The organism is Butyricimonas sp. DFI.6.44, assembly GCF_022132345.1.
GTDB classification, from domain to species: domain Bacteria; phylum Bacteroidota; class Bacteroidia; order Bacteroidales; family Marinifilaceae; genus Butyricimonas; species Butyricimonas muris.
Window position 1 is genome coordinate 73220 of sequence record NZ_JAKNJD010000016.1, and the last position, 25513, is coordinate 98732.

Annotated in this window: 18 protein-coding genes; 12 read left to right on the forward strand and 6 right to left on the reverse strand. The window is 47.4% G+C overall.

Annotated elements, in window-relative coordinates:
- Positions 1-38: 38 nt before the first annotated feature.
- From L0M98_RS19695 to L0M98_RS19705, 3 genes are all read right to left on the reverse strand, one after another.
- The gene (locus L0M98_RS19695; protein ID WP_227217368.1) at positions 39-404 is read right to left on the reverse strand and encodes a VOC family protein; all 366 of its coding nucleotides are present in this window, start codon (positions 402-404) and stop codon (positions 39-41) included.
- Between the two features lie 94 nt (positions 405-498).
- On the reverse strand, positions 499-1302 hold the full coding sequence (locus L0M98_RS19700) for an AraC family transcriptional regulator (RefSeq protein ID WP_227217367.1): 804 nt from the start codon (positions 1300-1302) through the stop codon (positions 499-501).
- 78 nt (positions 1303-1380) lie between these two features.
- On the reverse strand, positions 1381-1692 hold the full coding sequence (locus tag L0M98_RS19705) for a hypothetical protein (protein WP_186978626.1): 312 nt from the start codon (positions 1690-1692) through the stop codon (positions 1381-1383).
- A gap of 63 nt (positions 1693-1755) precedes the next feature.
- Here L0M98_RS19705 and L0M98_RS19710 point away from each other — a divergent pair, with 63 nt between their 5' ends.
- From L0M98_RS19710 to L0M98_RS19765, 12 genes are all read left to right on the forward strand, one after another.
- Positions 1756-3021 (forward strand): tyrosine-protein phosphatase, encoded by a 1266-nt coding sequence (locus L0M98_RS19710; protein ID WP_227217366.1) that lies wholly within the window; start codon positions 1756-1758, stop codon positions 3019-3021.
- Between the two features lie 45 nt (positions 3022-3066).
- Entirely contained in the window at positions 3067-4503 is a 1437-nt protein-coding gene (locus tag L0M98_RS19715) for a bifunctional metallophosphatase/5'-nucleotidase (protein ID WP_227217365.1), read from the forward strand.
- A gap of 364 nt (positions 4504-4867) precedes the next feature.
- Positions 4868-6556 (forward strand): TldD/PmbA family protein, encoded by a 1689-nt coding sequence (locus tag L0M98_RS19720; protein WP_227217364.1) that lies wholly within the window; start codon positions 4868-4870, stop codon positions 6554-6556.
- Between the two features lie 182 nt (positions 6557-6738).
- Entirely contained in the window at positions 6739-8568 is a 1830-nt protein-coding gene (locus L0M98_RS19725) for a metallopeptidase TldD-related protein (RefSeq protein ID WP_227217363.1), read from the forward strand.
- A gap of 202 nt (positions 8569-8770) precedes the next feature.
- On the forward strand, positions 8771-9328 hold the full coding sequence (locus L0M98_RS19730) for an RNA polymerase sigma factor (RefSeq protein WP_227217362.1): 558 nt from the start codon (positions 8771-8773) through the stop codon (positions 9326-9328).
- Complete coding sequence (locus L0M98_RS19735; protein ID WP_227217361.1) at positions 9325-9915, forward strand: Spy/CpxP family protein refolding chaperone; 591 nt, start codon at positions 9325-9327, stop codon at positions 9913-9915. The genes L0M98_RS19730 and L0M98_RS19735 overlap by 4 nt, the downstream gene beginning before the upstream one ends.
- A 72-nt stretch (positions 9916-9987) precedes the next feature.
- On the forward strand, positions 9988-10275 hold the full coding sequence (locus L0M98_RS19740; protein WP_227217360.1) for a hypothetical protein: 288 nt from the start codon (positions 9988-9990) through the stop codon (positions 10273-10275).
- Between the two features lie 41 nt (positions 10276-10316).
- Complete coding sequence (locus L0M98_RS19745) at positions 10317-13163, forward strand: TonB-dependent receptor (RefSeq protein ID WP_227217359.1); 2847 nt, start codon at positions 10317-10319, stop codon at positions 13161-13163.
- A 12-nt stretch (positions 13164-13175) separates the two neighbouring features.
- Positions 13176-14381 carry a DUF4876 domain-containing protein gene (locus tag L0M98_RS19750; protein ID WP_227217358.1) on the forward strand — a complete coding sequence of 402 codons (1206 nt, stop codon included), beginning with the start codon at positions 13176-13178 and terminating at the stop codon, positions 14379-14381.
- A gap of 26 nt (positions 14382-14407) precedes the next feature.
- Positions 14408-15985 (forward strand): DUF6850 family outer membrane beta-barrel protein, encoded by a 1578-nt coding sequence (locus L0M98_RS19755; protein ID WP_227217357.1) that lies wholly within the window; start codon positions 14408-14410, stop codon positions 15983-15985.
- 23 nt (positions 15986-16008) lie between these two features.
- Positions 16009-17949, forward strand: coding sequence for a 4Fe-4S binding protein (locus L0M98_RS19760; protein ID WP_227217356.1), 1941 nt, complete (start codon positions 16009-16011; stop codon positions 17947-17949).
- Positions 17950-18199: 250 nt separating this feature from the next.
- Positions 18200-20371: a S46 family peptidase gene (locus L0M98_RS19765; RefSeq protein ID WP_227217355.1), complete on the forward strand. Its 2172-nt coding sequence runs from the start codon at positions 18200-18202 to the stop codon at positions 20369-20371.
- Positions 20372-20634: 263 nt separating this feature from the next.
- Here the strand turns inward: L0M98_RS19765 and L0M98_RS19770 are convergent, their stop codons facing one another.
- The 3 genes from L0M98_RS19770 to L0M98_RS19780 form a co-directional block, all read right to left on the reverse strand.
- Positions 20635-23289: a zinc-dependent metalloprotease gene (locus L0M98_RS19770; RefSeq protein ID WP_227217354.1), complete on the reverse strand. Its 2655-nt coding sequence runs from the start codon at positions 23287-23289 to the stop codon at positions 20635-20637.
- A gap of 67 nt (positions 23290-23356) precedes the next feature.
- The gene (locus L0M98_RS19775) at positions 23357-24442 is read right to left on the reverse strand and encodes a peroxiredoxin family protein (protein WP_227217353.1); all 1086 of its coding nucleotides are present in this window, start codon (positions 24440-24442) and stop codon (positions 23357-23359) included.
- A 5-nt stretch (positions 24443-24447) separates the two neighbouring features.
- Positions 24448-25503 carry a TlpA disulfide reductase family protein gene (locus tag L0M98_RS19780; protein WP_227217352.1) on the reverse strand — a complete coding sequence of 352 codons (1056 nt, stop codon included), beginning with the start codon at positions 25501-25503 and terminating at the stop codon, positions 24448-24450.
- Positions 25504-25513 lie beyond the last annotated feature (10 nt).

A 25513-nucleotide genomic window follows, 5' to 3' on the forward strand; every position in this document is an offset into this window, starting at 1 on the left:
ACTTTATAAACTTTATAAACCTTACAAACTTTATAAACTTATTTCTCCTTGTACACCCCGAAGCGATTCCCCTCGCTATCCATGCACACGGCGAAATATCCCCCGCATTCCGCCTCTATTCTGGTCTTCGGGATGACGACATCGCCGCCTTTTTTCCGAACCCTCCGGATGGCTTCCTCTATATTGTTGCAACGGAAGTGTACAAGCACTCCTCCCGCCGACGGTTTAAATTCGGGAGCCCAAGCGACGGCGCCGACAGTTTGTCCGTCCTCGATAAAGCACGCCATTTTCTCGTGCTCGCATTCAAAAACGGCGAGTTGCAGGTCAAGCACGGTTTCATAGAAATCAACAGCCCGTTTGAAATCGACAGCCGGAATCTCGAAAAATGCAATTAAGTTTTTCATCTTGTTCTTTTTTATTGGTTACTACTATGCCTCTATAAAGACAAGGCAAAAATAAGAACACCGCCTCTCCCCGGATAGAAAAAAACGGACATCCTTACATATGGGAAAAATAATCGGAATAAGGTGCACAAATAGTCAAATATTCCGCCGGGGTGTACCCGGAAAAGAGTTTAAACTCTTTGATCATGTGGGACTGATCCGAAAAACCGCAAGCGTACGCGACTTGAGCGAAGGGGGTAGCCCCGTCCTGTTGCAACATAAACAAAGCCCGCTGCATCCGCACGATACGTATAAACTCCTTGGGTGTCGTACCCATGTAATCCATAAACACCCGACGGAATTGTTTATCTCCCAGACAAGCGACATCCGCCAAACGAGGGATATCGACACTCGGGCAAACATTTATCTCGTGCAAGGCGGCAACAACACGTTTCAAGTTATATTCCGGGAACGTATACAGGCGGCGAATCAAAAACCGCTCGATCAACCGGATACACTCGTCCTGATCGGTCGTGTCCGTTACTCGCGTTGTCAATAACTTGAAATCCTTATCCTCCACGTCCTCCATAGCCACGCTCTGCCCGTGAAACAAGCGTACCGGGATATGGAGAAAGGCTTTGGCGGCATAAGGCTGGAATACAACCGTGAGCATCTCTATCCGCCCCGTCGAGAGGACATCCGAGAAGCCGAACGTGTGACCGCAAATCATCGCGCGAGGTTGTAATTTTCCTTCTTTCAATAAAAACAGGGATTCTCCTTTATGAAACACCAATTGCACACAACCGACAGGCAACACCCGTTCGGAAACAGGCAGTACCGCGTCCTCTTCCAAAATCCAATAATGCCTCACGTATCGAGCCAACTCCGGGGCGGGCTTTATCATTCTGAATGACTGCATACTACCGGTATATTCTTTTAAACAACATAACAAAGATAATGTTTTACGCGTTTGCTATATTGTAAAAAAGGGACATTTTCAGTCCCTTGATGTAATTTCTGCCAATAAAAGCGTTCGATCCGATTTCTCCTTCACGTTCACGATAATCTTGACTTGTTCAAAAAAACGCATAATCTTCTCGTCAATACCGGAAACGTAAATCATTTTAATTCCGCGGTCAACTAACCAAGAAACAAAATTATTAAAGTTACGGATCTTCACCTCGCTGTTTTTGATAGAAACAACTTTATCTTCCTCCGTGGTAATAGTTGAAACTCTGATTTCCTTCCTGCGGGTATTCTCGTCAAGATGGCAAAGTTGATCGTTTTCAAAAAACAAAGCTGTCTTCATAACTTTATTTTTAAGGGGTTATACATGGGTTACTGACAAAAACCGCACCACGAAACCCGTGTTATGAAAACATTAAGAATTTATTGTAAACTTTTAAAGATACATGACAAGTCACGGGTATCCTTCGGATGTCGTTTATCGGCAGCCCAAGCTACCGTGAGCAAAGCGTCCCCGCAGGGGGCCATTGACCTTATAAACTTTATAGACCTTACAGACTTGACAGACTTAATTATTTTTCGCATATTTGTAAACACCAACACGATTAAAATACAGAACATTATGAGATTAGCCATGATTATTATTACCACGACCATCGTATGCCATTCATGTAAAGACAAGACACCTGACAAAACGCTCGCGAACGGGTATGCCACGCCTGATATGGCAGAGATTACTGCCAACAAAAACACGAAAGAAACGACAATCACCTTACAAGTCGATGGAGATTGGGCACTATTCGAGGCTTCTTCCATCGATGCGCTCGACACGCTACAAACCCCGATTGGCAATGGTAATTCCAGTAGTACAACAACCAACAGCATAACCATCCCCTCCCCGGAGAAAAAATATTACCGGCTCGTCACCCCGCGAGAAACGTTCACCTTCTCCGAGAGGCAACTCCCTATGGCGGGCGGGTATAACTTTCGTGACTTGGGCGGATTCCCGACTCAAGACGGGCGGCACGTCAAATGGGGTAAACTGTTCCGTTCCGACGATTTGCACAAACTGACGGAAGCCGATTTACATTACCTGTCAAGCATTCCCGTCACCTCCGTCGTGGACTTCAGGGGACCGAAGGAAATCGCCAATGCCCCGGACAAACTACCCGGCTCAACCCGCCATGCCTACAAGCTATCCATTGAACCCGGCAACGTGCTCACCCTCGTGAATTTCTCCGATCTCGGTCCCGAACAACTCGACAACCTCATGACTCAAATATACGTGCATCTGGTCACCGAGGAACCATTTATTGAACGGTACAGAACATTCTTCCAATTATTGCAAGACAGCACGCGAGTCCCCCTGCTCTTCCATTGTTCCGCCGGGAAAGACCGCACGGGTACGGCTGCCGCACTCATCCTGTACGCCTTGGGGGTGGACGAGGCGATCATCATGGAAGATTATCTCGCCTCCAACCATTACCTCGGTGACAAATACGCCAAGGAACTGGAACAGAACCCCGGTCTTAAACCCGTGCTCACGGTGAAACGGGGATTCCTGCAAGCCGCGATCGACCGGATAAAACAAGATCACGGCAGCGTGGAGAACTTCCTCGTGAAGGTATTACATGTAGACATCCCCAAATTCAAAGCACGCTACCTGTATTAATATACGCTGATTTTGACTATATTTGCCGCCCGATAAAAAGATACGATGAAACACGAGCGGGCAAACAAACGGGTGAACTTCTATTCCGGTATTCGCTACCGGTACATACTCTTGTACATCCTTTTGCTGCTTGTCGGTTGCCGGACAAAAACGGCGGAAAAGGAAATCGTCATCATCTCCACCAACGACATTCACGGGCATATCGACCAATTCCCCAAGTTGGCGACATTCGTGGAACGCGTGAAAGCCGAACACCCGAACGTGATTCTCGTTGACGCGGGCGACCGTTTCACGGGCAATCCTTACGTGGACTACGCCGAGGAACGGGGCAAACCCATTATCACGCTCATGAACGCGTTGGGATATGCGGTCGCCACGTTGGGAAATCACGAGTGCGACTACGGGCAGGAAACTCTACGCCGAAGAATAAATGACGCCTCCTTCCCCATCATTTGCGCTAACATCAACTCCTCCCGTGCCGCGTTGGACACGATAGCTCCCTATCATTCCATGACGGTCAACGGGCTTGAACTATGCTTCATCGGGCTGACGCAAACCACGAACGGGCTTCCCGACGCCAATCCCGATCATTTCACCGGAATCACTTTCGACGACTACCGACAGACTGCTGCCCGGTACAAATACTTGAAACAAAACGGCGATGCCCTCATCGCCATCACCCACTTGGGGGTAGACGCCGATTCCGTGCTCGCGATGTCCATGCCCGAACTGGACGTCATCATCGGCGGTCACACGCACACCTTGCTGGACACAGCCAAGTTCATAAACAACGTCATGATAGGACAGTCTGGAATCGCGCTGAAATATGCCGGAGTCACGATACTGAAATTCTCCGGCAAGAAGCTGATTCACCGTTCATTCCGCTCCGTCAACATCGACACGATTACCCGTCCCGAGCCCCGAATCCTCGATCTAGTAAACCAATTTTACGACAGACCGGAATTTAAAAAGATAGTGGGGCATACATCCCGCCCGTTGTCCCAAGAGATGACAGGACACATCGTGACAACCGCCACGCGGGAAGCCACTCGCGGCGACTTCGCTTTCTACAATCTCGGGGGCATCCGCAAAACCCTTATCCCGCCGGGCGACATCACGCTGGAAACCTTACTCGAGATAGAACCTTTCGGCAACCATATCGTCATTCAGGAGATGACCGCCGAAGATATAAAACTCCTCCTGCTGAACCGCTTCAACGAACTTCGAAAATACCCGTTCACGGACTTGCTCATGGCGGGAGGTACTTTTTCCATCACCCGCGACAGCACGGGCAAAGGCATTGACGTCCTCTTGAAAGACCATTCCGGCACCCCGCTCGCGAACGGAAAGCGTTACCGTGTCGCCTTGAATAATTACATCAACGCCGAGTACTCCTTCCCGGGCAAAGGCAAGGGGATACATTCGGGCATTTCCGTCATGGAAGCCCTGCTCGCCTACCTCAAGAAACACCCTTCTCTATAAACACCTCCTCGTTTCCCGGCGTAATACAACACTTATCCCCGCATCGAGCTACCCGCAAGCCTCCCGCTAACTCATGTATAAAAACGCTATTGCACAAGATTACCCAAACGTCGCGTGTGTTAAAAAAGCATATTTATCGCTAAAACGTGGGCTAAGTACGGGCTAACATCAGGCGAACATCGGGCGAAGCCTTTAGACAACCACCCAAAAGCTGCCCAACCCCCACCCATCGAGCCAGCTTATCCCTTGTCCCGGGGTTATAAATGTATAGCTATAACTTTTTTTTACCTCATCCCGCGCAAGTTTTTCCAACCGAGGTTGTCCAAACCCGTGACGAACAAGAGAAAAACTAACAGCATAAACCATGAAAAGAACCCGTATTATTATTTTAGGGATTATATCCATCCTCCTTATTCCCTTTATATCCGGCGCACAGGATCAGTTCACCGACTTTCTGAGAACAGAACTCCGCGCCCAAATGGACGAACTGAAGAAACAAGAGTTCCCCCCGTATTACATGAACTACCGGGTAGTAGACGAGCAATTTGCCCGCGTGATTACCTCCTTCGGGGTATTGACCGCGAAAGAGAGCAACCGGGAGCGTACGCTGGTGCCGCAAATCCGAATCGGGAATCCCGAATTTGATAATTTCAAGATCAAACAAATGGGTTCCCCCATCTCCCGTTTTCACGGACCGTCATACGCCGTACTCCCTATCGACGACACGAACGGGGACAACGCCACGCGGCAAGCCATCTGGAACGAGGTGAACAACCGTTACAAGTTTGCCATCGACGCCTACCAGACCGCGAGAGCCGAAACCACGATCAACGTGGCGGAAGAAGACAAGGCACCCTGTTTCTCGCAAGCACCCGCGGAAAAATACTACGAGGCACCGCTCCCCACCAACCGGACAGCGGTAGACCTTGACGCGTGGGAAAAACGACTGAAGGAAATCTCTGCCGTGTTCAAGAAACATCCCAAAATACTACGGGGAGATGCCTCTTTCCGCTACACGGTGAAACGTATCTACGTGCTAGACTCGGAAGGAACGGAAGTCGTGCAGAACCTCACTTACGCCCGCATCATGGTACAAGGTGCCGCAAAAGCGGACGACGGCATGGAATTACCGCTCGTGCTTTCCTATTTTGCCCATTCGCCGGAATCCCTTCCCTCGAACGAACAAATCGTGAAAGACGCCAACCTCATGGCGGACAAGCTGATCGCCTTACGGGACGCACCGATTGTCGACCCGTACACGGGTCCCGCCATCCTGTCGGGGAGTGCCAGCGGGGTATTCTTCCACGAGATATTCGGTCACCGCATCGAGGGACAACGCATGAAAAGCGATAAAGACGCCCAGACATTCAAGAAAATGATCGGGGAATACGTGTTGCCCCCTCACCTCCAAGTGTTTTCCGACCCGACACTCAAGAACTACGCCGACCAAGACATGAACGGCTACTACAAATATGACGACCAAGGCGTGAAAGCCGAGAGAGTGGATGTCGTGATCGACGGGAAACTAAACGATTTTCTGATGACAAGAACACCGCTCGATGCGCATCCCCGCAGCAACGGTCACGCCCGTGCCGACATCGGTTACGACCCCGTGTCCCGCCAGTCCAATCTCGTGGTGGAAAGTTCCGACCCGAAAACGGAAGAAGAACTGCGCCAACTATTAATCGCCGAGATCAAAAAACAAGGGAAAGACCGGGGATACTTCTTCAAAAGCGTGACGGGCGGCTTCACCATGACCAACCGTCGGGGAGCGAATGCCTTCAACGTGACGCCCCTCGAAGTGTACGAGGTGTATGCCGACGGTCGCCCCGACAAACTGGTGCGGGGAGTAGACCTCATCGGGACACCCCTCTCCATGTTCTCGAACATCATATACGCCGGTAAAGCACCCGAAATATTTACCGGGACGTGTGGCGCAGAATCAGGCGGCATACCGGTAACCGCCACCTCCCCGACCATTCTCGTACAGAAAGTAGAAATGCAGCGCAAAGCGAAAGCCTTCGACCTGCCCCCTATTCTGGAAAAACCATGAAAGTCTATAAGGTCTATAAGGTCCATAACACTGGAGTCCTTCGGACTATATTTATCAGCAGCAACGCTGCCGTAGGAGAAGCACCCCGCAAGGGTCAATGACCTTATGAACCTTACAGACCTTATAGACTTTATAAACCTTATGAACCTTATAAACTTTACAACTCTTTAACCCTTGATGTCATGAAAAGATTTATCCTCTACATATTATTTCTCTTCCTCATCAGAAGCCTGTCACCCGTTTCCGCCCAGACGGCCAAAGACGACGTTATCATCCAAGCCATGCAGGACGAATTGCAGCGCAACATGGAGCAATTGAGCCTGCCCAAGGTGCAGAAGCCGTTCTTTATCTCGTACGCCACGGGAGTATCCCGCAACTTCGAGATCTCGGCTACCTTAGGTGCGGTTACACGCTCGACGGAAAAACCGGAACACATGGTCGGCTCGGTTAAACTACTACTGGGCGATTACAGGGAAAACAGTGACAGCCGCTACCTCGGCAGGCACACGAGGGTAATCCTGTCCATGGAACCGGATTACGACCTGCTTCGCCAAGATTACTGGCTCGCGACGGATAACGCCTACAAGAACGCCTCCCGCGAGTGGATCACGAAACGAAGTATGCAGAAAAGAAACGTCCAGTCCGGAGAAGAAACACAACTCCCCGATTTACAACAAATACAACCGCAAGAAAAAATCATCACCCCCAAAATCCCGTTTGTATTCAACCGGGAGCAATGGGAAGAAAACCTCCGAGAATTATCGGCAATCTTTGCCGACTACCCCGAATTGTACAATTCTTCCGTTCAACTGTCGGGCATGGACATGGAAGTCTACCTGACTACCTCCGAGGGAACGGTGGTAAAACAACCCGTGCGGGTGGTTACCCTTCGGGCTGAAGCCACAACCCGCACGGACGACGGGATGCAAATCAAGGACGCTTTCGGGATAACGGCACGCGTACCGAACGAATTGCCCGCGTTGGCGGAATTGAAAACCCGAATCGGGAATTTCGCCGAACAACTTGCGGCACTGAAAAAGGCGGAAACTATCGCCCCGTATTACTGCGGTCCCGTGTTATTCGAAGGAAGTGCCGCCGCATCCATTTTGAGAGAGAATCTATTGAGTCAGGAAGGACTGTTCGCCTACCGGATGCCCCAAGATCCCAGAACTGCGTCCCAAAACAAGGTCAATTCCATAGCCCCCCGCATGGGACTAAAAATCATAGACAACCGCCTGACCGTTAAGAATTACAGCACGTTGAGCAAATACAACAACACCCCGTTACACGGAGCCTACGAGATAGATGCCGAAGGCGTGGTACCCCCTCAGGAAGTCACACTGGTTGAAAACGGGATACTGAAAAACCTGTTGAACGGCAGAGTTCCCACGCTCAACTGCGAGAACACCACCGGAAGTTCACGTTACATCGCTTCCGACCGGGAAATCGCGTACAAAACGGCACCGGGAACCATACACGTGTCGGCAAAAAACGCAGTGAAACCGGAAACACTGAAAAAGAACCTGTTGAAAATAGCCAAGTCGGAAGGTCTGTCACACGCTTACATCGTGCGGAAAATAGCCGGAAACGCCACCCGTATCTACCGGGTGAATGTAAAAGACGGCAGCGAAACACTGGTACGCACGGGAGAAATCATGCCCATCACCTTGTCCCATTTAAGAAGATTAAACGCTATTTCCAACAAAGAAAATGTCAGCAACTATCTCTTGGACGGAGAAGTCATATCATCAATGATCTACCCGTCTGCCCTGTTGCTGGAAGACATCGAAATCAAAAAGGCGGAAGTGAAGAAAGAAAGCGAGCCGGCACTCCGGTTCCCGTTGATATCGGGGCAAATGCGTGTAAACACTTTTTGCCCGGTTCATAAAGTTGAGCTTTCAGCTCCTAAAGTTTATAAAGTTCATAAAGTAACGGGCGTCCTCCGGACAAAGTTTACCGGCAGCTACGCTGCCGTAGAAAAAACGCCTCGCGGAGAGCCATCTACCTTATGAACCTTATAAACTTTATGAACTTTACAAACCTTTAACTCACAGGATTATCCACTTCAAATAATTCAACTAAATTTGCACCATATGCATACACCAATACCCTAATACACAAAACGATACAACAGACAGCTAAAAAGCCGCAAAGACAAAAGATATCGCATCCGGCGATATACCCGATTGACAGTTTTTGACCAAAAAGTTGTACATGCGTGAAACATTGAGAATAAAAGCAATCCTTGAAGGAGATCAACGAGCCTTCAAGGATCTGGTTGACGATTATAAAGTGATAATCGTCAACACCTGCTACGCTTTCGTTCACGACAAAGACGATGCCGAGGATCTGGCGCAGGAAGTATTTATCCAAGCCTACGAATCCCTCGACAAATTCCGGGGAGAATGTAAACTCTCCACGTGGCTGTATCGCATTGCCGTGAATAAAGCGATCAATTACAAGAAATCCGTCCGGTACAGGATGAAAAGAATACGTCTTGAAGGGGACAACCCGATGTCCATTCCCTCGAAAGACGAATTGGCACAGGAAAAGATAGAAAAAGAAGAAATCATATCACATCTCCACCAAGCGATCAACAACCTGCCCGAAAGGCAACGCACCGCTCTAGTTTTAAATAAATATGAAGAACGCCCGTACAAAGAGGTCGCCGAAATCATGGGTATTTCCCTCGCTTCCGTCGAATCCCTCCTGTTCAGGGCAAAAAGCTATTTGGAAAAATATTTCAGTAACTATAAAAACGATTTGACATGACAACGGGTAACAAGAACAAGCTATTTTACTGGTTCAACATCATCTTCCTCATGATAAACACCTCCCTTGTGGTCTTCTTGTGGTCGAACACGAGCCAAGAGCAACCGACCGAGAACACGAGCCAAGAACTGAACATGGAGTTTTTAAGAGAGGAACTCGAACTGACCGACGAGCAATACGAGCAACTCATGGAAATGGATCGCCAAGTGCTCAAAAGACACGAAACCGTTCTGAAACTACTGTGCCAGAACCGCTACCGTCTTCTGCACGAACTCGCGAAACCCGAGCCCTCCATGGAAGAACTGAACAACACGGCGAGGTCTGTCGGTTTCCTGCACCGGGCATTGAAGAAGCAAACCATCTATCATTTGCTGAACGTGAAGAAGATATGCACCCCGGAGCAATCCAAGAAGCTGAACAAAATCTTTATCGACATTTTAGAGATCGACAAACACTGCCCGGAGTGTAAAACCAAATGCAGCAAAAGCGAGAAAAAAGAAAAATGCCGTCGTTGCACGAAAACTTATCCCTATGACAATCAAGCCGAAGACCGACTCCGACAGCAAGAAAAAGATTCTTTACTATAAAAAAACGGGCATCTAACGCAAGTTATCCCGTACCCCGTTGTCAAATACACAAATACCTAAATCTCAAGCGTCATGAAGTGGGAAAATATAATTCAAGAAGATAGAATCAAATCCGTGTCACCTGATTTCACGGAACAAGTGATGAGCCGCCTTACCGGGTTACGCAAGTACGAGTTCCGATTCAGAAAACGTTACCTCGGGATGAGCATAGCGGCAGGCATCATTATGGGGATGATCATGCTCGGGCTGCAACACCACTTGGGGGAATCACGAGATCGTGACACGATGCTCAAAGAATGGATCGGTCAATACCATCTCGACGACATGAACCTTGAAAAAATGGACATCAATCTGTTTTAACGGAAACCTAATACCAACTTAACCTACAAATACAATTAACTATGAGTCTTTATCGTTTCATTTTTCTATGCTTGTGTATCTTCTTCACAAGCCAACTTCCTGTAACAGCGCAGGAAGCGGAAAAAAAGGTAATATTCGAGGGAACTATCCTCGATTCTAAAACCGGAGAAACCCTTCCGGTCGTGGTTATCCATATCAAAGAACTGAACATGTGGACGACTTCAAACCTCGAAGGCGCCTTCAGTTTCAAGAATATCAAACCGGGAACCTACACGGTTACCGCCTCGTGCCTCGGGTACAAGGATTACGAGATGAAAATGGTGCTCACGAAAGACGTGACCAATTACAAGCTCCGGCTGGAAGAAGTATCCCTCGCCATCTCGGAAGTGACGGTAACCGCCAAATCCGGCGGTAAACTGAACAGTTCCTACTCGATCAACAAAACGGCAATCGAGCACTTGCAAGCCACCAGTTTGACGGACATCATGCAATTGCTGCCGGGAGTATTGACCTTCAATCCCTCGCTGACAAAGATCAACCAGATCACCATCCGTGACTTGCCCCCTATCACCAACGGAACGGCTGTCCCGAACACGACCAACGCGCTGGGTACCGCCATTATCATCGACGGGGCGCAACTGACCAACGACGTCAACATGCAAACCCGCTCATCGGACAACAACGCATTTTCCACGAGCAGCGAAGGGGGTATCGATACCCGCCAGATCCCGATCAACAATGTCGAATCGATAGAAGTCATCAGCGGTGTAGCCTCCGCCGAATACGGCGATTTGACTTCCGGAGCCGTTATCGTGAGGACGAAAGCGGGACGGGCACCCTTTGAAGTCGGTTTCAAAACCGACCCGAACATCAAGCAGGTGAGCGCCACGAAAGGATTCGCCCTCGGCGGCAACAAAGGATTTTTCAACGCTAACATGGACTATTCCTACTCCAACAAAGACAACCGCTCCCCCGCCACCACGTTCAACCGGATCACGCTGGGGTTAGGCTATTCCAACACGTTCAACAAAGAACGGACACCCCTCAGCTTCAACGCCAAATTCAACGGTCACATGACTCTCGACAAGCAAAAAGAAGATCCCGACATGAAACAGGAAAGGCTGTACAAGGCGGAAGACAAACAAGCTAGCCTCAACCTGTACGGGAACTGGATGTTGAACAAATCATGGATCACGAACTTGAAATACACGGTAGCCGGATCATACGGGAAACAATACAACTACGAGAAAAAATGGAATTCAGGAAGCATGCAACCCACGACATCCGCCACCGAATCGGGACCCAACGTGGGGACATTCCTGCCTGCACAATACTTCAGCACCTTCTGGGTGGAAGGAAAACCCTACACGGCACAGGCGAAATTGGTTGCCAACCTGTCCGGTAAATACGGTGCCGTCTACAACAGCGCCCTCGTCGGAGCCGAATGGAGAGTAAAGGGAAACAACGGTGACGGCAAACAATACGGGCAATATCAACCTGCGTCCGGACTCCGCCCCCGTTCATTTAAAGACATTCCCGCCATCCACGAGTATTCGTTCTTCGCGGAGAACAAGCTGACCATTCCCTTGAGCAAACAGCAATCTTTCGAACTCTCCACCGGGGTCCGCCTGTCGAACATCAGCACGGACGCTGCGGATTACGACGTGATGGTCGATCCCCGTTTCAACGGACGACTGGTACTCTACGACCAGAAATGGAAAAAGAGCGGTTTGCAGCACCTCAGCATCCGAGGCGGCTGGGGTATCCAACACAAGATGCCGACCATGTACTACCTCTACCCCGACCCGAGATACACCGACAGAATCGCGTTCCAATACATAAACGGCGATACGACACTGGCAGTGTATCACACGCAGGTCACCCCGACCGATAACCCCGATCTGAAAACCCCGATCAGCCGGAACACGGAATTTGGCGTGGATGTCAACCTTTTCGGCATCAGGGCAAGCATGGTATACTACCGCGAGAACTTGAAAGACGCTTTCAGCACCAGCAAACAAGTGATCCCGTTCCATTGGACACGCTTCAAGAATCTCGACATCGTAACCAAACCGGAATACATCAACGGTGAAATCGTCTATGACGGCGGAAAAACCGTCGAGTCCTATCAAGACTCCATATTCATTTCCTACGACAGTCCCAGCAACGGAAACCGCATCAAGAAATGGGGAATCGAGTACACGCTTGACTTCGGTATGATTCCCGCCATCCGTACCTCGCTGATTGCCAACGGAGCCTACCGCTACGAAAAAAGAACAGACCAGAGTCCGCTAATGCGCGATAAATCCACCACCTACTACGACTACGCCGGAATCTACGCGGGCACGGACAACGGGGTGGATAACGGAAGGATAGCACAACGCTTCAATACCAATTTACAGATTATCACGCACATACCCAAGTTACGTTTCATCGTGAGCCTCACCATGCAATGCGTGTGGGTAGACAACAGTAAACGTACCTTCAGTTACAACGGGAAAAACATGATTTACATGAAAGACGAAGCCGGCAACATCGTCCCCGGTAACCCGAACAAGGATTCGCAACATTACAAGTACATCAACCCAACCCATTACATGGATTTGGCGGGTAATATCCGCGAGTTCACGGACGAACACGCCAAGATGCCCGAATTTCAGAACCTAATCCTCAGCTCCAAGCCGAAATACTTGTTGCAGGATAACTTAGACCCCTATTTCATGATGAATTTGCACTTGACGAAAGAAATCGGGAAACACACCACGTTCTCGTTCTACGTGAACAACTTGACGAACTCATCCCCGAAACGTTATTACCGTTCCACGGGACAATACCAGAGAATGAACTCCGACATCAGCTTCGGCGCAGAACTCAAGTTAAAATTCTAAACTCCGAATACCATGAAAAAATACATATACTCCCTTCTGGCACTGTTCTTCATGACAGGCTGTCTTAAAGACGAAAAGATACACACGAGTCTACAACTTAGTCTGGACTTCCCGGAAGAATTTGCAGACATGGACAGGACTCCTATCGTGGTGACTTTACGAAACACGTCGAACGGCGTGCAATACAAGAGCAATTGCGACGCAAACGGTATCGCCTCGTTTAGTGCGGAATACGGTTTCTACGAAGCGAGTTTCCAACACAAACACATTGATAATGAAAGTGGAGTCATCCACATTTTCAACGGGCGTTTCGAGAATATCGTTCTTTCACAAGAAATGGAATCCAAAAACGCCACTCCTTACCCGATGGAGATCATCGCGGCAACTTCGGCTCAATTGATTATCAAAGAATTTTATCACTACGGATGCATCGGCAACGACGGGAAGAATTACACGTATGACACGTACCTGTGCATCTACAACAATTCGAACCAAGTGGCTTACCTCGACAGCATCTGTATCGGAATGGTTACCCCGATGGTAAGCAACTCCCCGAGCAGATTCATGGTAAACGGCAGCCTGCCCGATTTCTTACCCTTGGACCAAATGGCTTGGCAATTCCCCGGAACCGGCAAGGATTATCCCCTGCAACCCGGCGAAGAATGTGTCGTCGCTTACTCGGCAATCAATCATAAAGCCCTTCATCCCAATTCCATCGACCTGTCGAAAGCAGACTACGCCTTCTGGACAGAAGAATTTGACATGAGTTCCAGCCAAGTACAAAAACCCGCCATCGGGGTAAAACACATGGAGTGCATTTGGAGAACAAAGAATACGACTAAAGCATTCCCAATCGCCAATACCGCCAAAGCCATGATATTGTTCCGCATAGAAGGACAAAGTGCCGCGGCATACGTGGCAAATCCTGATAATATCACGAAAGCCCCGGATCAACCAACCGGATTGGACTATCTGAAAGTGCCGCAAGAATGGGTACTTGACGGTATCGAATGCGTTACCAGCGCAGAAAGAAACAACAAACGCATACCGACCAGCGTGGACGCCGGCTTCTTCTTTATCGAAGGCGGGGCTGCCGGATGCGGATTGGCTGCCATCCGGAAAGTGGAAGAAATCGTGGACGGAAGAATAGTCTATCAAGACACCAACAATTCTTCCTTGGATTTGGAATCCGGCACACCGACATGGAAAAACAGATAAGGTCATAACCCTAAAACGCAAGCATTATGAAATTCAATAAAATATATACCTTAGGTTTAAGCCTTCTCTTAGGCAGCACACTATCGCTCTCTGCCCAGAAAGAGGATAAAAACATCTACAACATGGAGCGTTTGAAAGCTGACAATCCATGGATTAGCTCGTACAATGCCGCCGGATTGACATTCAACCGATTCTCAGACTTCTCGTTAGCCGAAATCGGTTTCCAATACGACAAAGGGGATTTCAGAAACGTGATAGACCCGACGTCAGCCTTCGGCACGAAAATATTGGCAGAATCTTACCGGAAAATCGACAAAGTCTACTTTTACGGGAAATTCGCTTTCGATTATATTCATCGGCAAAACAAATCGTGGTCGAGCGTACTCGATCCCTACGCGACCCCATTCTTTCTTGCCGACTCCGTACCGGGACGCCAGACTCTCGAATCTTATATTCTGGACGCGGGAGTGGGAACCACGTTTGGCAAACATTGGGCTGTAGGCGGATACGTTCATTATCAAGTAGCTTCCAACTCCAAGAAAAAAGACGTGCGCAACACCAACACGTACATGGAATTTGAAATCTATCCCGGTGTCATGTATAAATCGAAATATTTCAACTTGGGAGCCAACTTCCTCTACCAACGCTCGACAGAGAAAGTGACTAACAAACTTTTCGGGGAAGGTATTAATCACGAAGTATTCTACTTCGAAGGCATGTGGTTCTACACCTCTGTCACCACGACAAACAACTACTCGGAAGACCGTAACTACACGACCAACATTTACGGGGGCGCAGCCCAAGTCGAACTGGCAACCGGGAACGTGAGATTTTTGAACCAGTTCACGGGGAAGAAAGCCGACCAAACCATCTGGATCAATCATGTACAGGGGCAAAGAGGCGGACAAATGGAAAGAACCACTTACTCGTACAACGGACACCTCGATATTGACGGGGATAAATTCCATCACATGATCAAAGGAGAAGCCCATTTCAACGAAACGCAAGGCTTTGAAAATATGCAGAAATCCGAAATCGTGGACGGGTACACCACTTGGACACAATACGGGAAGAAAAATAAAAACACGCAAGACGCTACCACTTACGACGTGAGCTACACGCTCTACCGGGATCGGGCGATGCTCGATAACTCGTGGAACGCCAGTGCGGGAGTAAAAGGTTTCAACGTGGAAAACACATACCGCCTTTACCCCGTGGAATATTCCCAGAAATGGGAAAACACGGAAGTGTACGCCGCCTTCAACAAGAACTTCCAATTCAAAAAAGGGATGTTCGACTGCGGTATCGGACTTGCCTACACGGCGGGCGACGGCACGATGCTGAAAGTAAAGAGCGTGTCGGACGAAATCACGGGAGAAGACCTTTACAAACAGCGCACCGACCTGCTGCAACGTGAATTTGATTACATCACGGCAGACAAATTCACGGGACAACTGAAAGCCCGCTATACCTACTTCCTGAACAAAGAAAAAGGCATGAACCTCTACGCGGACGCCTATGCCACGTGGAAGAGGGCATTAAGCGGCAGTTTCAAGGACGACGACCGGACAGCGGTCAAAATAATGTTGGGATTTTCATTCTAATAATATAAAACTAAAGAAAAGTCATGAGCAAAATTAAAAAGAATTTATGGAGGCATGTATTACAAATAGGTGTGATTGCCCTCATTGTCGGATTTATCGTGAAAGTATTTTTCGGGGGGAAGCCGGCGGATGTTGAAGCTTACTGCCCGCTAGGCGGACTGGAATCTCTCGCCACCTTCCTGAATTCAAGCACTCTCGCCTGTAGTATGTCTATCGTGCAAATCATGATAGGTATCGTATTGGCTATCGGAGTCATTCTATTCAGCAAACTGTTTTGCGGGTACGTGTGTCCCCTCGGCACCATCACGGAATGGCTGGGTGTACTGCGCAAGAAAATGAAGATTAAATACGAGATACCCATGGGTTCGGTAGCGGACAAAGTACTGCGAATATTCAAGTATATCATCCTCTTCTGGATATTCTACATGACTATCACCACAAGCGAACTCTTCTGCAAGAACTTCGACCCCTACTATGCCATGGCAACCGGATTCAGGGGAGAAATCACGGCTTGGATGACCGTTATCTCCATGCTCCTGCTCTTCCTCGGCAGCCTGTTTATCAATATGTTCTGGTGTAAATACATTTGCCCGCTGGGAGCGTTGAGCAATATTTTCAAATTTACCCTCACCTTCGCCGTGTTGGTCGTACTTTCCCTTATCGCCGGGGCTATCGGGTTATCCATGCCGTGGGTATGGTTGCTGGGAGTTGCCTGCGTGATATGCTACATCTACGAGATCGTGTACTACGAGAGCAAGGTATTCCCCTTGTTGCGCATCACGAAAGACGAAACGACGTGTACCAATTGCGGCGCTTGCAGCCGGAAATGCCCGCAACAAATTGACGTGAAGAACATGAAAGTGGTCAAACACGTGGATTGCACCCTGTGCGGGGAATGTATCGCTTCCTGCCCGGAGAAATCACTGAATATCAATCGCCGTTCCGGCTTGCGCTGGGTTCCGGCAATTCTGGTTGTCGTCTTGTTCTTCCTCGCCTTGTGGATGTCCCAACATTGGGAATTACCAACCATCGACGAGCGTTGGGGAGATGAAGCAAAAATCGAACGCCTCGAATCCTTCGAACGGGACGGAATGCGCACGGTGAAATGTTTCGGAAGTTCGAAAGCATTCGCGAACAAGATGCGCACCGTGCCGGGAGTTTACGGGGTAACCACATACGTGAACCGCTTCGCCGTCGTGATTCATTACGACCCGACCGAAACCACGAAAGAGAAAGTCGAGGAAAGCATGTTCACCCCGACAAAACGCAAACTGAACACGCCCCCGGCAAACGTGCAGCAATTGAAAGTTGTCACCATGGAAGTGGATAAACTTTTCGACCGGATGGATATAACTTTCTTAGGCAACATCATCAAAGAAAAAGAAGGATTCTACGGTATCGTATCCGAATACGGCTGTCCGGTGAAAGTGATATTGTACATGGACGTGAACAAACCCGTTGATAAAAAAGAACTGCAAGGAATCGTGGAAACCCGCAAATTCGAAATGCCGGTTCACGGGGGCGGGGTCAAAGAAATCACTTGTAACTACGAGTTGACTAGCGTATCCGATCAAGTAGACACGATAGGACGCCAAGAATTTTTGGATTACATGTTCCCAAAAACATCTTCCGCGTTCAAAGGCAACAAGGATAAATATGACGCGAACGTCGCCACCGCCGTTTACGAAATGGACTACCCCGGCATCGACAAACCGTTGATTCAACGGCAACTCCCTTACTTGGGCAGCTTCCTTTCCAACAACCCCGGTATCCTTGCTTACGAAACAGCACTCCGCGGCGATATGTCCGTCATCCGGATTACCTACGTGAAAGATGTCCTTGACGACGAAAAGATATGGGAATATCTCCAATCTCCCCAATGGACAATTCACTTTAAAGACGGCACCGTGAAAGATATGGATCCTACCCTCAGTTTCAAACAACAGGGAAAGACCGTAGAATGATTCTGTGATTGTCGATTAAATAGAGGTGTGTTTTGACACACCTCTAGTCCATAAAGTTCATAAAGTCGAGCCTCCGGCTCTTAAAGTTTATAAAGTCCGTGATTAATAACGTGATGATATCCAATATGTATTCATGGATTACTTGTACATTTGACCTTACGACCTTATGGACTTTCAGACTTTATGGACGAGAGGGCGTGTCAAAACACACCTCCTATTACATTTTTCTCAAACCATTAAAATTATCACCATGTCACCAATACGTCAGATTAAAAGTCTGTTACTCGTCTTATGCCTTGCCTTCCCCACTCTTTCGTTCGCGGACGAGGGGATGTGGCTCGTGCAACTCATGGCACAGACCAACTACAAGGCAATGAAATCCCACGGGCTGAAACTGAAAGCCTCGCAGATATACAACGAGGAACAACCCTCGATAAAAGACGCCATCGTCGCCATCGACTACGGCACCTGCACGGGAAGCATGATCTCCCGACAGGGACTGATGATTACCAATCATCATTGCGCCTACAACGATATTCAAAAACTAAGTTCCCTCGAACACGATTACCTGCGGAACGGTTTTTGGGCAAAGAGCCAATCGGAAGAAATTCCCCTGCCCGGCAAAGTGGTTTTATTCCTCGACCGGGTGATTGACGTCACTGACGAGTACCGGGAAGAACTGAAAAAACATGCGCCGGAAAGAGAATACCCCATCTATTCCATGCGAAAAGTAAACTTCATGCTTGAGAAACGTTATGCCAAAGAAGGCTACGAGGTATCCTGCAACGCGATCATGAAAGGCGATAAATATTACCTCTACTTCTACCGCATATTCAAAGATGTACGTCTGGTATTCGCTCCCCCCACGTGCTTCGGGGCTTTCGGGAAAGACACGGACAACTGGACATGGCCCCAGCACAAGGGTGATTTCACCATGTACCGCGTGTACGGGGACAAAGACGGCAACCCGGCAGAGTACTCCCCGGCAAACACCCCCATCACCCCCCGTTATGTACTGCCCGTATCCATGAAAGGAGTGAAAGAAGGGGATTACGCCATGATCATGGGATACCCGTACACCACTTCCCGCTATACGCCCTCGTGGGGAGTTAGCGAAAAAATCGGACGTTCCAATCCCGCCATGATTAAGGTAAGAACCAAAAAACTCGACATCCTTAACGAGGCGATGAACGCCGATCCGGAAGTCAATATCAAGTACGCCTACAAAGCATTCTCCATCAGCAACCCGTGGAAATTCACCATCGGGGAAAGCGAATACGTGAAACGCTACCAAGTGGCAGCCTTGAAAGCGGAAGAGGAACAACGCCTTGACCGCTGGATTAAAGCCGATCCCGACCGTCTGGCACGCTACGGCAACCTGCTGGAAGAACTGAAAAACACGTACGACATCACCGCCCCCTACATCTCGTCGGACGTCTATTACAAGGAAGCCATTGTCAACGGTGCCGACATCATGCGTCTTGCCATGCGGGTACGGGGGTTGGAGTCTTCCATGATCCGGGAGAAGGTCACCACACTCGACCCGAAAAGCACACAACGCGACGGTTTCCGGGATTACTGCGAGAAATACTTCAAAGACTACGACGAGGCGACGGACAAAAAAGTATTTGCTGCCCTCTTCCCGCTCTACGTGAAGAACGTGAACCCGGAACATTTACCCGCGGAAGTCACGAACCTCGTGCGGGAATACAACGGCGACTACACCCGGCTGACGGATTCACTTTACGCCCGCTCTTTCTTGGCAAACCAAGAGCGCCTGTACGCGGCATTGGAGAACTTCAATCTCGAACTGTTGGCAAACGATCCGGTGTACTCGCTCACCCGAATCACACGGGAAACGAATCAAAATCTACGGGACGGCATCCGGGACAACGAGAAAAAAAATGCTTACTTACGCACACTCTACACGAGAGCCCTGCTCGAAATGAACCGGGATAAAACTCTTCCCCCGGATGCCAACTCGACCATGCGCATCACGTACGGCAACATCGGCGGCTATTCTCCAAAAGACGGAGTCACCTATTCTTACCGTGCCTCTATCGACGGCTACAATGAAAAATACGTGAAAGACGATCCGGAATTTGACCTGACACCCGAAGCCTTGGCAGCCATCCGCACGGGGAATTGGGGACGTTACGCCGATAAAGACGGCAAACTATACACGAGTTTCGCCTGCAATTTGGACATCACGGGAGGCAACTCCGGCAGCCCCGTCCTGAACGCGAAAGGCGAAATCATCGGTCTTGCCTACGACGGCAATTGGGAATCCATGGCAGGCGACCTGTATTTTCATCCCGACTACAATAAAAGTATCTGCGTGGATATCCGCTTCGTTCTCTGGATTTTAGACAATTATGCCGGGGCAACAAATATACTGAAAGAAATTTCCATTGTTGAATAATAAAAAATTACTATATTTGTATTTGTCAAGGAGTGAGTAATCTTGATACGAAAAGCACACTACGATTATTTAATGTTTTTAATCAATCGGTCACTGAAGCACGCACCAAAAAAAGTGATCTTAGTTTGATTCCTTGACATAGCGACCTCGCGACGAGGTCGCTTTCTTTTTACTAACAAAACAATATCAATCATCAAAAAAAAAGGAGGTTATCCCGAAAGGGACAACCTCCTCATCTTATAAAATAAACGAGAAATTACCAATTACTTTTTCTTCATTTCTTCCAACACGGATATCAAACCTTCATAATGCACTCTATCATCACGGTTCGCTGATGCGAACTTACCCTTCAACAAAGTAACAACCCGTTTCAACATAGCTTGATTATACCCGAAGCTATTGTTAATAGCATCAATTTTCACCTCACCTTGGAAAGGCGAAGCTCCCTGTCCAAACTGCACGGGCAACCCTTCACGTGCCAAAACGTTCATTCCGAATTCTTTCTCAATATTCTGGGAATGAATATGTAGCACCTCCATCACTTCTTTAGGACACAACTCGTAAGCCTCAATTTCTGCCAAAGATGGATTCAAACTTTGAATTCCTTTATTACTTAGGTACTTAGTAGAGATAGCAGCCATATTCTTGAAAATATTTTCTTGAATTATTCTATCTGCTGCAGTTAATTTTCTTCCCTGAATCGTGGGAGCAAATACGCCGGCATACAAATCGTCGTAGAATTCACCAATTGTATAAGGATTTTTCTCTTTTGAAACATGAGAAGACAAAATTACATGTCCTCCTTTAGCAACGATAGCCTTACTAATTCCGGCAACAATCTTTGCAGACGGATATACAGCCAATCCCGTTTGATTGATTAATTCGGGAAGATTAATCCAGTCGCTATTTCTCAATTCTTTAATCACCCATGCCAACGCTTCCTTTTGTTTTGCACGCGGCACAGATACCACAGCCTCACCAGCCGTACCATCTTTCACTTGTGTCAAATGCACACTACCAACCTGATACAGCACATTCAACAAATAACGCATATACTGCGACTGAATAGCTTTGTAAAGTTGCATTCTATGAGTGTAATCCACATCATCTTCAATCCACTCGTTCAAATGACTCAAGATATATTTCAAATTCTTGATCCCGTAGGTACTTGCTTTCAACGGATCATCACCCAAATCTTCTTCCAATGCACTCGGGTCGATACGAAGCATCAATTGCTGACGTCCGTAACGATAGAAAGGATCTCCCGCTTTCTCGTCAATCCATTTTTGCGCAATCTCGGCTTCCTCCCACATATCCTTAGCCTCCGGAACAGGAGAATACAACCACTTAATCACGTAATAATCATACACACCAAGTTCGGGAGGAGTCAATTTCACCCCTTTATCTCCCGGTTGCGCTACATAATTGAAACGAGCGTAGTCCATGATAGAAGGAGTTGTCCCGTATTTTTGAGTGAAAGAAGCGGAACGTAACGAATCCACCGGAATAGAAGCTGAAGCAGACATATTATGCATCAACCCCAAAGTATGCCCGATCTCGTGAGAAATGACATAAACAATAGACTCATCAAGAACATCTTTCGGCATCTTAGACGCACGAACGCGAGGATCAAGCTGTGCGGTTTGAACAAAACGCCAGTTATTAATCAACTCTACAATATTGTTATATACAATCACGGAAGCATTGATAATCTCTCCGGTTGTCGGGTCTACCCACGACGGTCCCATGGCATTTGCCTCTGCATTTGGGCTGTAACGGATACACGTGTATTTCAAGTTATCCGGATCGAAATTAGGATCGTCTTTCGGGAAATCTTTTGCAACCATCACGTTTTTGAAACCAATCTTCTCGAAAGCCTTGTTCCAAATCAAAATTCCCTCTTTGATCGGACCTCTCCACTCGTCAGGGAAAGCATCATCCACGTACCACACGATCGGCTTCACTGGTTCAACAAGCTCTCCGCGCTTCCAAGCCTCCATATCTTTCGGTTCCACTTTCCAGCGATTAGCTAAAATATAAGTATCGAAACCATCCTTCTCTTGAGATATTTTCCGAATAGGGAACTGCATTCTATCACTTGCAGAGTTCACCGTGAAAAAAACTCCGACACGGGAATCCTGAACACGAGGTTTCATTTTAGCTTCCGGCAACAAAAGGAAAGTAATCACCGAACGAGTTGACACCTGTCCTAAATTTATTTTACCAAATAATGATACGATATAAGCCTCTACCGGTTGAGAAACTTCCATCGATGCATTATCTTCAAATGCTTTTATACCTTCAAAAGAAAATTTACTTGAAACTGGAGATGAAGTTATCATTCCACCGCTAACTTTCGGGGCAAGTTCTTTATCCTCCTTTATAAAGGAAGTCACGTCAATTACCACGGCAGAACTATCCGCGTTATACGAATGAATCGAGAACGCTCTTGCCGGTATATCGATATAATTCTTTTCCATGGCTTTCTTTACCCAAGGTTTATCTTCTCCCGCAGTAGCCGCTAAATTAGGTCTATTGAAAACAATAGCAGAATCTTTCTTAACCACGCGATAAAGAATAGGATCATTGTATTTATATCCCACATTAAGCAGCATAGGCTCAGAAGTGGCAGACACTGTTCCTCCCACCAATATTTCACGATCCATGTATTTCAAAGGATACTCCAGATAAATCTTCTGTCCCACTTTGTGAATCGTCAAAAAATCACCTTTTGCAGTAACGATTCCGGGGCTTTTCATCAAAGTTTCGTATTTATTTTTCTTCTTGACAACAGGTCGTTTCACCTCCTCGGTTGCTTCTTTTTTCTTCTTTTTTTTGAACAACTCCCCTGCATAACTCTCTCCCGCGGAAGGAATAAGCAAGGATAGTAACATTACTAATACAAAACAATTTTTCATTTTTTAAAATTTAAAATTAAACATTGTGATAACATAAAAAACAAACATTTATCATTAAAATAACATTCTATATTCCAACTCGTTTGTAGAACCATACATTTTTCGTGAACATTTGTTTGAACAACGACTGATTAGCAGGAGAAATAAACCACCCGGAGCGTAAGACACCATCTATTTCCACGAAAATATAACGCGGAAGAGCCTCTATCACGTAATCTTTCACGAAAGCATTTTTCGTCTTGTCACAAAACAAATTTATCATCCATTCCGTTTGCTTTTTCTCCGTCAATATTTTTCTCCATTTGCCTATATCTTCACTCGCACCCACGGCAATATTCACGAACACGATACCGGCTTCCCCCCATTTTTCATTCACTTTTTTTGCCTCAGCAAAGGTATCCAACTCATCAGCACCATTCACGCTATCCAACGCCCACACGCAAATAAACACACATTTTTCCTGAAAGTCCGTCAATCGAAACGTATTTCCCTTATCATCCGGCAACACGATTTCGGGCGCAATCGCATTTTCCCGAACAGGAGTATACATCTTCTCCAATTCATTCACCCGCTCTACAATTTTCCGGTTTTTCATACAACACCTGAAAACTTCAAATACAGGTACCAGATCTTTGCTCACCCCATTCACTTGCAACTCTCGCTCCAACAATCCGAACGCGTAAGTCTGACGCACTTTTTCACTCTTGATACCATACAAACACTCCTTCATACGCGCATAACTTGTAGCATTCTTATTCACCCGGAAATACCAATCCAACACGTTTTTCAAATCCTCCGGTGACAACAACTCCAATTCGGGAACATCCGGATCAGTACTCAATTGACAGGGACGCAATTTTTGCAAATCTGCAGGTCGCCCACCTATCGCCTTCCAATATCGAAAAATATTTTCCTGCTGATACGCGTGCCACAACAACGTGGCTCGCCCTCTCTCTTGGGTATCATCAATCCCACGCACAAGTTCATTTGCCCGGGCATCCATCCCTTTCAACGCCTGCATATAATTGTCTATTGAAAGCGTCCCGTCCACATTCTCGTAAATCTTCTTTATTTCCGGGTAAGATGTTTGGGCATGCAACTCCCCTTGTAGTAGCACCAAACACGCTACTATACAGAACACTACACTTCTCATACTCATTATTTTAACATCTCCAACAATTTATTCCGCAAAACTTCTCGACGCAAAGATTTCCCTGCGACAGTTCCATCTTTATCTAGTACCACGATAAAAGGAATACTTCTAATATCCAAAGCTTTACATATTCCTCGTTCCAAATCAAACCCGTACCGGTTACGAACACTTAACCACTCCAACTTCTCTTCCGCATTGGCTCGAGCCCAAGCCTTCGGCGAATTATCCAACGACACACTCACGAACTTCACGCCTTTCCCCTCCAATTCTTTATACAACGTCTTCAAATATTGAAGCTCCTCCCGACAGGGACCGCACCAAGATGCCCAAAAATCAATCACGTACACGCTTCCGCCCCAATCCTTCAATGTCAACGAATCTCCTGCTATCGAACACACTTCTATTTCGGGAAATTTCTTCCCGTTAGCCACACTTTCCACCCGCTCCAATTTCCGTTTCAACGCCTTGCCTATCTCCAACCGCTTCACTCTCTCCGACAACAATTCATACATCTTTATACCCTTATCGTAATCGTTCTTCATCTCCGTCAGGGCAATATGGGCAGAAGCTATATTATCCGGATTCTTCTCTATAAAAATACAAGTTTCCTTAAACCTCAACTGTTGAAGTTCATCTTTAGCTGCAAACGAAAATATATTTTCCACATTAACATTCTTTTCCGACATCTCGCTTACTTTTTTTCCCATCTCCATTTCATATTTCTTGAAACAGTCTTGAGCGGGCGAGCCTTTCAAATTCTTCAAATGAGCTCCTTCAAGAAATTCTGCAACCAACTCTTGTCCATCCAATAGAACCGTCATTTTCTTGTCATTTACCTGCAAAACATAACATCCCGGTTCCTCCAACTCCCCCTTCAAAATGAACTCATAATTATCCAAATCCGCAGAAGCCAAAACACGTGATTCGGTATCATTCGTGCGAATAAACACCGTCCCATACTTCATACCCGGTACATGCCCTTTCATGGTAAAACAATATCCACCGGCTTCTGAGCATCCCCACGCGCAATACAACAGTATAGCTATTATCACTAATCTCATAACCAAACAA